This is a genomic window from Longimicrobiaceae bacterium, from assembly GCA_035696245.1.
In the GTDB taxonomy this organism is placed as follows: Bacteria; Gemmatimonadota; Gemmatimonadetes; order Longimicrobiales; family Longimicrobiaceae; genus DASRQW01.
The window spans coordinates 1-8,985 of the sequence record DASRQW010000191.1 but is presented as its reverse complement, the minus strand read 5'-3'; the positions used below and the strand labels follow the sequence as shown (position 1 = coordinate 8,985).

General features: G+C 71.2%; 7 protein-coding genes. 4 read left to right on the top strand and 3 right to left on the bottom strand.

The features are described 5' to 3' along the window. Window positions 1–176: 176 nt before the first annotated feature. The 3 genes from VFE05_09185 to VFE05_09175 all read right to left on the bottom strand — a co-directional run bounded on the left by VFE05_09185 (window position 177) and on the right by VFE05_09175 (window position 3,541). Window positions 177–1,019, bottom strand: coding sequence for a Rad52/Rad22 family DNA repair protein (locus tag VFE05_09185; protein ID HET6230229.1), 843 nt, complete (start codon window positions 1,017–1,019; stop codon window positions 177–179). 551 nt (window positions 1,020–1,570) lie between these two features. Beyond that, window positions 1,571–2,335, bottom strand: a complete 765-nt coding sequence (locus VFE05_09180; GenBank protein HET6230228.1) for a LytTR family DNA-binding domain-containing protein — start codon at window positions 2,333–2,335, stop codon at window positions 1,571–1,573. Beyond that, window positions 2,336–3,541 carry a histidine kinase gene (locus VFE05_09175; protein HET6230227.1) on the bottom strand — a complete coding sequence of 402 codons (1,206 nt, stop codon included), beginning with the start codon at window positions 3,539–3,541 and terminating at the stop codon, window positions 2,336–2,338. A 395-nt stretch (window positions 3,542–3,936) separates the two neighbouring features. Here VFE05_09175 and ligD point away from each other — a divergent pair, with 395 nt between their 5' ends. From ligD to VFE05_09155, 4 genes are all read left to right on the top strand, one after another. Then, a complete protein-coding gene (gene ligD / locus VFE05_09170; protein HET6230226.1) occupies window positions 3,937–4,845 on the top strand; it encodes a non-homologous end-joining DNA ligase in 909 nt (302 codons plus the stop codon). Window positions 4,846–5,128: 283 nt separating this feature from the next. After that, window positions 5,129–6,079 carry a cytochrome c gene (locus VFE05_09165; GenBank protein ID HET6230225.1) on the top strand — a complete coding sequence of 317 codons (951 nt, stop codon included), beginning with the start codon at window positions 5,129–5,131 and terminating at the stop codon, window positions 6,077–6,079. Between the two features lie 80 nt (window positions 6,080–6,159). Beyond that, entirely contained in the window at window positions 6,160–7,065 is a 906-nt protein-coding gene (locus VFE05_09160; protein HET6230224.1) for a c-type cytochrome, read from the top strand. A gap of 545 nt (window positions 7,066–7,610) precedes the next feature. Next, window positions 7,611–8,985 (top strand): DEAD/DEAH box helicase (locus VFE05_09155; protein HET6230223.1); only part of this gene is annotated, 1,375 nt, incomplete at its 3' end.

Here is an 8,985-nt window from a genome sequence, read left to right as displayed (position 1 = left end):
CCCCTCCCCCGGCCCCTCCCCCAAAACTGCCTGGTGGAGGGGAGACCAGAAGTGCGGGCGGGCGGGTTGGGAGTCTGCTGAAAGCAATTGGGGCGGGCTCCGCGTGGGAGGCCGCCCCGATGTGCATCTACCGTCTTCGATTTTCGTGCGGTCGCTCCGCGCTTTTGCCGAAGCGCCTACGCGGCGGTGCGGGCGGCGGCGAACGGGGTGCCCGTCGCCTCCTCTATCGCGGATACGACGGTCCAGGCGATCTCCGGCTGCTCCTTGATGGTAGGCCAGTTCTCGCGGACGAAGTCCTTCAGGTTCCGCAGCTCGCGGTCGACCTTGATCTTGGCGCCGTCGTCGACCTGCGGGCCCACCTGGCGGACGAAGAGAAGCATCGCCTCGTGGTCGTCCGCGCTGACCGCGTGCTCCTCGGCCGGCGGCGTCTCTCGGCTGAGTGCGGCGGCGGCGGCGGCGGCGGCTGGAGCGGCGGCCTTCGATTCTGCCTTCGCCTTCGCCTTGGAGGCGGTGGGGCGCTCCGGCGGGGCGGGCGGCGCGGCCTTCTCCGGCAGCGCCCAGGCGGGAAGCGCCGGCGGGTCCCAGCGGAAGTCGCTTCCCTGCTTCGTCTTGCCACGGAAGCGCCCGTTCTCGTGGACGGTGGCGAACGATTCGTCCAGCGCGTACAGGTAGCGGCCGATCCCCCACTGCACGGCGGCGCGTTTCATGGCGCCGGACAGCCCGCCCTTCACGCCCTCGATGTCGGTGTTCTCCGCGCCGTCCCACTTGGTCACCCACTCGGCGCCCACGCGCACGGACAGGCCGCACATCACCCCGCCGCCCGGCCCGGGCTTGAACTCGTTCTTCCAGTTGCCCGGACCGACGACCTCGTCCAAGCGGGTCTGGATGGCGCGGTTGGTCACGTAGGGCACGCAGATGGCCCACACGCGCCCGTTCTTCTCGCCCGCCTGCTGCAGGCGCCACTCGATCTCGTCCACGCCGAAGCGGTCCTGCAGCGCCCTGTAGTTCATCTCCGACATCTCGGCCTCCGGTTGTGCGGGCGGCGCGTGCCCCGATCGGGACCCCGTCACGCCGCCACCCGCTCGAACGCGACGCCCGTCGCGCGCTCCACGGCGGCGACGGTGCGCGCCGCGTGGGGCTGCTCCGCCATCGTCCTCCTCGCGTATCGCTCCCATCGGCCCGGCAGCCGCGGTCCGGCGCGCTCTCCTGCGCCCCTACTCCCAAGTGTCAGGAGAACGCCGCACCAACCCCGAACATCCAATCGCAGGGCCGTGTGGATGATACCCGATCTTCGGTTTTCAGTTCCGTATTTGACGATGGAGATCAACGGTTTAGGTATTTTATCTTCGGTTTATATACCCCTTTCCGAAGCCGCCGTCAACAGTCTTGTTCGTCCTCTTTCCCTCGCCTCCCCCAACCCTGTCCGATCTCGTTGCGGCGAACGAGGATCGGCCCGTTAGGCCGATGCTGATTTCTACGGCCGTGACGATCCATGCGATGAGAGGGTGGTGATCGAGCGGGGTGTTCCGCACTCCGAAGAGATGTCCGGCGGATCGTCGGTGGGAAGACTCTACCGGCCGAGGACGTCGAGCACGCCGTCGCGGTAGGCGCGGGTGGAGAAGATCTCCTTGCCGGACTTGAGGATCAGGACGAAGTCGCCCTTGAACCACGGCTGGATCTCGCGCACGTGGTCGAGGTTCACGATCGCCGAGCGGCTGACGCGCAGGAACAGCGCCGGGTCCAGCTCCGCGTGCAGCGTGTGCATGGCCTCGCGGGCGGTGAGCACTTTCTTGCCCGCGTGCACCCGCACGAACTTGCCGTCCGCCTCGATCCACTCGATCTCGTCCACGGGCTGGATGTACGTGCGCTCGCCGACCCTGATCGCCAGCCGGCGCTTCCTCTGCCCGCGCACCCGGAACTCGTCGAGCAGCGCGAACAGGTTCTGCGCCTCGGGCCGGCGGTCCGCACGCCCGCGCCGCTCCCGGGCGCGCTCCACCGCCGTCACCAGCCGGTCCGGCGGAAAGGGCTTCAGCAGGTAGTCGACCGCGTGGAGGTCGAAGGCCCGGAGCGCGAACTCGTCGTACGCCGTCACGAACACGATCGCGGGCGGGTCCTCGCGCGGGAGGGCCGCGGCCACCTCCAGCCCGGTGAGGTCCGGCATCTGGATGTCCAGCAGCACCAGGTCCGGCCGGAGCGCGTGGATCGCATCGAGGGTGGAACGGCCGGACCCGTAGTCGCCGACGATCTCGACGTCCGTGTTCTCCCGGAGCATCGACGCGGTGAGCTCGCGCGCCAGGGGCTCGTCGTCGGCGATGATGCAGCGAAGGGAACTCATTCAATGCTCCGGTACGGATTGGGTTCTGGCGGGGAAGCCGATCGTGACCTCGAAGCCGCCGGCGGGGCCGGCGTCGGCGCGGAACTCGTGGCCGTCGCCGTACAGGTGCCGCAGGCGGGCGCGCGTGTTGTCCAGCCCGATCCCGGTGCCTCCCGCGAGCGGGTTCGCCTCGGCCGTCCCCGCCCCGTCGTCGCGGACCGAGATGCGGACCGTGCCGCCGGCGCGCGCGCTACGCACCTCGATGACGCCGGGGCGCGACGTCTGCTCCACGCCGTAGCGGACGGAGTTCTCCACCAGCGGCTGAAGCAGGTGCCGCGGGACCAGCAGGTCCAGGGTGTCCGGGTCCAGGCTCCATTCCACGCGCAGACGGTCCTGGAAGCGGACCGTCTGGATCTCCAGGTACTTCACCGCGAACGCAACCTCTTCGCGCAGCGTCACCTCGTGGGTCGACGGGTCCTCGAGCGAGGCGCGGAGCAGGTCGCTCAACCGCACCATCATCTGTTGCGCCGCGTGCGGGTCCTTGAACATCAGCGCGGTGATGGTGTTGAGCGTGTTGAACAGGAAGTGCGGCTGGAGCTGCGACCTCAACGAGTCGAGCTGCGCAGTGGAGAGCTGCGCCTCGAGCTGGGCGGACCGCACGCTGCGCCGCTGGTAGGCGTCGTGGTAAGCCGCCGCTTCGTGGATGGCCAGCATCATCGCGTAGATGGTGATGATCCCGCCAAGCACCCGGACGGTCCCCAGCGCGACTTCGGCCCAGTAGCCCAGCGGCCTGGGGCCCGCGGGGAGGCCGAACGCTCGCTGCACCGCCGTGGCGACCATCAGCATCAACGCCGTTCCCACGCACGCGGCGGCACAGTGCACCACGACGCTGGCCGCCGGCCGCGGCCCCAGCGGCGAAAACCGCCTCGCGAGGGCGAAGATCGCCGGCGAGAAGAGCACCCACGGATACCAGGCGGGGATCTCGGTGCCCACCGCCACAAGCCAGGACAGAACCGGCGGGCTCGGCAGCCCGGCTTTGCTGAAGAGCGCGTGCTGGACCTTGAAGGCTAGGTAGTTCTGCGTCCCGATGAGCAGCACCAGCACCGTGGCGATGGCGAACGCGAGCAGCCATTGCTTCCGGCGCCCCATGGTGATCCCGCGGCGCGGGAACTGGCCGCCCGCCCTGCGGGTGGATACGCCGACCGACCGGTTCTCGACTTGCTGCATGGTTCTTCCCGAGCGTGCGTGTGAGCCAGCCACCACGAAACGGGGCGTATGGAAGTGGGAGGGCACCACGCAGGGCGACGATCCGGTAGCGGCCACCCCCCCAATCTCCGTCTCCCGCGCGTCTCCGCAATCGCGGCGGAGCGAAACCGCATCTCCCAGGCACGAGTCGGCCCCCGGACGCCGCGAGGCTGGGTTTCGCGCCGAACGGACGAGTAGCATACCCGCCTTCCCGCCGCACCGCGAATCCGGAGGATCGCGATACGGTTCGGCGCTACCGCGGACGACGTGCTGCGGCACCGTTCGGCGGCGGCAGCTTGGGTGCGAGGGAGAACGGAACTTGCCCGGCGTCGCGTCGATCGAGCCAGGCATATCGACCTCTACCGGAAGCGGTGCGGATGGCGCGGAAGACGGAGGAGACCAAGGTCGCCGGCGTGCGCATCACCAGCCCGGACCGCGTGCTGTATCCCGGCCAGGGCGTCACCAAGCGCGAGCTGGCCGAATACTACGTCGCGGTGAAGGACCGCGTGCTCCCGCACCTGCGGGGACGCCCGCTCACCCTCGTCCGCTGCCCGGCGGGGCAGGAGAAGGAGTGCTTCTACCAGCGGCGCGCGGGGGAGAGCACGCCGCACACGGTGGGGCGCGTGCAAGTGCCGGTGGATGGGGAGATGGCGGAATACCTCGTGGCCGACAACATCCGCGCGCTCCTCTCGCTGGTGCAGATGGGCGTTCTGGAACTGCACACGTGGGGGGCGCGCCGCGACAGGCTGGACCGGCCGGACCGCATGATCTACGACCTGGACCCCGATACCGGGCTAGGCTGGGATGCCGTGGTCTCCGCCGCGTTCGAGCTGCGGGAGCGGGTCGCGGCGCTCGGCCTCACGGCTTTCGTGAAGACCACGGGCGGGAAGGGCCTCCACGTGGTGGTCCCCCTCGCCCGCCGCCACACGTGGGACGAGGTGCACGACTTCTCCCGCGCCCTCAGCGAGGCGATGGTGCGCGACGCGCCGGACCGCTTCCTGGCGAAGGCGTCCAAACAGGCGCGCGAGGGCAAGATCTTCATCGACTGGCTGCGCAACGCGTGGAGCGCCAGCGCCGTGGCCGCGTACTCCACCCGCTCGCGCGAGGGCGCGCCGGTGAGCACCCCCGTCACGTGGGACGAGCTGAAGGCGGGCCTGCACCCGCTCGACTTCACCGTCCGCACCGTCCCCGCCCGCCTCGCCGCGCAGACCGAGGACCCGTGGGCGGGCTACGAAGCCGCCCGAGGCCGCCTCACCCGCAAGATGCTGGACGGCTTGGGCGCATAATCCGCGTCGCGTTCCGAGCGATGCACATCCACCGGCGCGTCCCCACGACGGGGCGCGCCGGTCGCATAGGTGCGCGCCGCATCTTCGCATACGGCCGGAAACGTGGGCCGTGCAGCGGCGAATGCGCACATCGGAGCCCTTGACATGCTGGCTCCAAGAGTGAGAATTGTGGCGGATTCGCACCCATGCAAAACCCGACGGGCGGCGCCACTGCCACCCTCCGCCGCGCTCCTCCCCGGAGCGGCCCGCCCCGCACGCCTCTCCCTGCCCGGAGATCCCGAACATGCCGAAGCTGTTGCGCGGCCTGGCCATCGCGGCCGGCAGCGTCGTGGGCCTCGTACTGGTGCTCTTCGCGATCGTGTGGGCGGTGAGCGCACACAAGCGCCACCAGCGCTTCCCCATCAACCATGCCCTCGAGTCCACCGGGCCCACCCAGCCCGTCACCTCGGCGCTGCTCACGCGCGGCAAGGTGCAGGCGATCGTCCACGCCTGCACCCACTGCCACGGGCCGGACCTGGCGGGCACCACGCTGGCCTCGGGCGGCATGACCGGCATGTTCGCCGCGCCCAACCTCACCACCGGGCGCGGCGGCATCGGCGGGCGGCTGACGGACGCCGACATCGCGCGGGCCGTGCGCCAGGACGTGGACCGCACCGGCCGCCCGCTGATGGTGATGCCGGGCGAGCACTACTACGCGGACCTGAGCGACGAGGACATGGGCGCGCTCATCGCCTTCATCCGCCACGTGAAGCCGGTGGACAAGGTGCAGCCGGCGGTGAGCTTCGGCCCCATGGGCCACCTGGCCGTCGCCATCGGCCAGCTTCCCATCGCCCCGGAGAACATCGCGCCGACGGTCCGCCCCGGCACCGTGAACCAAGGTGTGTCGCTGGAGCACGGGAAGTACCTGGCCACCATGTGCTATGCCTGCCACGGCAAGGACTACGGCGGCCTGCCCGCCGGCTACGGCCTGCCGCCCGGCGCCAACCTGACCATGGGCGGCGACCTGAAGAACTGGACGGAGGCGGACTTCGTGCACGTCCTGCGCACCGGCGTCACCCCGGACGGCCGCAAGCTGAACAAGATGATGCCCTGGCAGGCGTTCGCCCTGCTCCGCGACGACGAGCTGCGCTCGCTGTACATGTACCTGCGCTCCCTCCCCGCGAAGACGCGCATCCCCCCGACCGCGCCCGGCTGGCACCCGCCGGTGCCTGTCGACAGTACGAAGCACGCGTAACCGTCGCCCCACCCTGGCTCCCCTCCCAGGCAGTTATGCGGGAGGGGCTTGGGAAAGGGGCCCACCCACCGCCACCGCCCATGCCTCCCAAACGCCGCAACGCCGTCCTGAAGTGGCTCGCCATCGCGGCGGGCACCGTGGTGATGTTCTTCGTGCTGACCTGGGCGTACGCGGCCTACGAGCGCAACCGCGTGTACGAGGTGCCCGCCGCCACGCTCACGGTAGCCCCGCGGTTCGCGGGCGACGTGGCGCACGGCAAGGCGCAGGTGGTGGCCCGCGGCTGCTGGCTGTGCCACGGGACGGACCTGGGCGGGAAGGCCTTCTACAACAGCGCCACGTTCGCGCGCCTGGCGTCGGCGAACCTCACCGGCTGGCAGGGCGGGAACGGGCACAAGCTGACGGACACCGACTGGGCGCTCGGCGTGAGGCACGCGCTGGGGCCGGACCGGCGGTCGCTCATCATCATGCCGTCGGTGCACTACGACAACATGAGCGACGAGGACCTGCGCGGTATCATCGAGTACGCGCGCAGCCTTCCGCCGGTGAAGCGCCCGCTGCCGGCGAAGCACTTCGGGCCCGTGGGCAACATCGCCGGCATCGTGGGCATCCTGGACCCGGCCGCGTCGAGCATGAGCCACACGGTTATGCCGGCGCACACCGGCCCCGGCGTCTCGGCCGCGAACGGCAAGTACCTGGTCCGCATCTGCGCCGAGTGCCACGCCGAGGACATGCACGGGCTGCCGCCGGGCTTCGGACCGCCGCCGGGGCCGGACCTGTCCACCGGGAGCGAGCTGCGCACGTGGAGCGAGGCGGACTTCATCCACACGCTGCGCACGGGGGTGACGCCCACTGGCCGCAAGCTCGCCAAGCTGATGCCCGTGCCGTGGTTCAAGGGCCTCACCGACGACGAGCTCCGGTCGATGTGGGCCTACCTCCACAGCCTCCCCCCCAGGGCGAACCGCCCCACGCACGGGAAGCACGCGTAGGCTCGACAACGCGTGACCGGGTGATGTACGGCCGCCCATCCACGGAAAGAGAGGACGCTCGCGGCGACGCGGGCGTCCTCTCTTCGTTCATCGGCCGCCGAGGCGCATCCCATCGAACCCTCGTCGCCCCCACGCATTTCTGGAAACTCCTCCGCTGCGCATCGGCCGATCACCGTGCACCGCCGCACATCCGCGGAAGCCGATCGGCAGATGCGCACCCTATCGAAGTACGGTGGATGATGGCCCGCTTGTCATCTCCCGTCCCGATCCCCCGCCCGGCATCTCACGTCGCCGGATTCCCCGCTCCTCATCTCACGTCTTCCGTCCTACGCCCACCCTTGCGCACTACTCGGGCCTCGGGGAGTTCTGTCGTGCCGTGCTCCGCGCTTCCGCGCCTCCGCGTGAGGCAGCTGTTCCCGACGATGGGGGAGAGGCTCCGGACCGCCCGCGACCAGCGCGATCCGTGGCGGCGTAGGCAAAGCTCTTGCGATCCGGTATATTGCCCGGCTTGTGATCATGCGTGCAAACCCGTACCGGTTCCGTATATGGCTTCGTTCGAGGATTTCGGCCTTCGCGACCCGCTCCTCCGCGCCCTGGAAGACGCGGACTTCGAGCAGCCCACCGCCCTGCAGGAGGCGCTGGTGCCCGTGCTGCGGCGCGAGGGCAACGTGGTGGCGCGCGCCGGCAGCGGCAGCGGCAAGACGCTGGCGTACGCGCTGGGCGTGCTGGACCGCATCGAGCCCCGCGCCGAGCCGGCCGAGGGCGAGGAGGCGCCCGCCGCCGGCACGCGCGTTCTGGTGCTGACGCCCACCCCCGAGGCGGCCGAGCGCGCCGCGCTGGCGCTGGTGCCGTTTGTCCACGCGCTGGAGCTCACGGTGAGCATCCCCGGCGGCGCCTGGGGCACCCCGCTGGCCGACGCCGACGTGCTGGTCGCCACCCCCGCCGAGGTCATGCAGGGCGTGCGCGGCTCGTCGCTCAAGCTGGAGTCGCTGGAGGCCGTGGTGGTCGACGGCGCGTCCGACATCGAGGCCACGGGTGGCTGGGAGGCGGTGGAGACGCTGTTCGACCACGTGCCGCGCGATGCCCAGCGCGTGGTGCTCACCACCACGTTCACCGAGACGGTCAACGACCTGGTGGACCGCCGCGTGAAGCGCGCGCTGCGCTACCCCGCGCAGTCCAAGGTCGAGGAGGCGCCGCGCGCCAGCACAGGCGTGGTCGGCTACGTGGTCGTTTCCGAGCGGGAGAAGGTGGACGTCCTGGGCCGCCTGCTCGGCGGCGGCGACGGTGCGCCCCCGGTGGTCCTCTGCCGCAGCGACGAGCGCGCCGCCACGCTGGCCGAGTCGCTGGCGCTCCGCGGCTTCCTGGTCGGCGAGCCGGGCGATGAAGACGCGGACGTCGCGATCGGCGCGTCGAGCACGGAGGCGGACGAGGGCGAGGGGACGGACGAGGACGCGACGACCATCAGCTTCGACGTGCCGGGCGACGAGCGGGTGCTGCTGGCGCGCCACGGCGGCGGCGCCACAGGCTACGTGCTGGTGGAGCCGCGCGAGCTGGCGCACCTGCGCGACATCGCCGAGCGCGCGGGGCTGGACGCGCGCGCGGCGGGCGTGACCGGCGAGGACGCCGGGGCCGCCACGCTGCTCCGCGCCTTCCGCACCGAGATCCGCCGCGCCGTGCGCGAGGAGGACCTGGGCGCGCAGATGCTGGTGCTGGAGCCGCTCTTCGAAGAGTTCACCGCCGCCGAGGTCGCGGCCGCCTGCGCCGCCCTGCTGCGCAAGCGCGCCCCGGCGGCGCAGTCCGCCCCCGCCGCTCCGGCGCTGGGCTCCGCCCACTCCGCCCCGCTCCAGCGTCCCGCGCGCGACGCGTCCGCGGGTGCCGCGGCGGCGCCCGGCCGGGCGGAGGCGGGCCCTGCCCCCGCCG

What these genes read in the sequence shown, in the direction of transcription:
- VFE05_09185 (HET6230229.1), bottom strand. Translation starts at nt 1,019, where the DNA reads ATGTCGGAGATGAACTACAGGGCGCTGCAGGACCGCTTCGGCGTGGAC.
- VFE05_09180 (HET6230228.1), bottom strand. Translation starts at nt 2,335, where the DNA reads ATGAGTTCCCTTCGCTGCATCATCGCCGACGACGAGCCCCTGGCGCGC.
- VFE05_09175 (HET6230227.1), bottom strand. Translation starts at nt 3,541, where the DNA reads ATGCAGCAAGTCGAGAACCGGTCGGTCGGCGTATCCACCCGCAGGGCG.
- ligD (HET6230226.1), top strand. Translation starts at nt 3,937, where the DNA reads ATGGCGCGGAAGACGGAGGAGACCAAGGTCGCCGGCGTGCGCATCACC.
- VFE05_09165 (HET6230225.1), top strand. Translation starts at nt 5,129, where the DNA reads ATGCCGAAGCTGTTGCGCGGCCTGGCCATCGCGGCCGGCAGCGTCGTG.
- VFE05_09160 (HET6230224.1), top strand. Translation starts at nt 6,160, where the DNA reads ATGCCTCCCAAACGCCGCAACGCCGTCCTGAAGTGGCTCGCCATCGCG.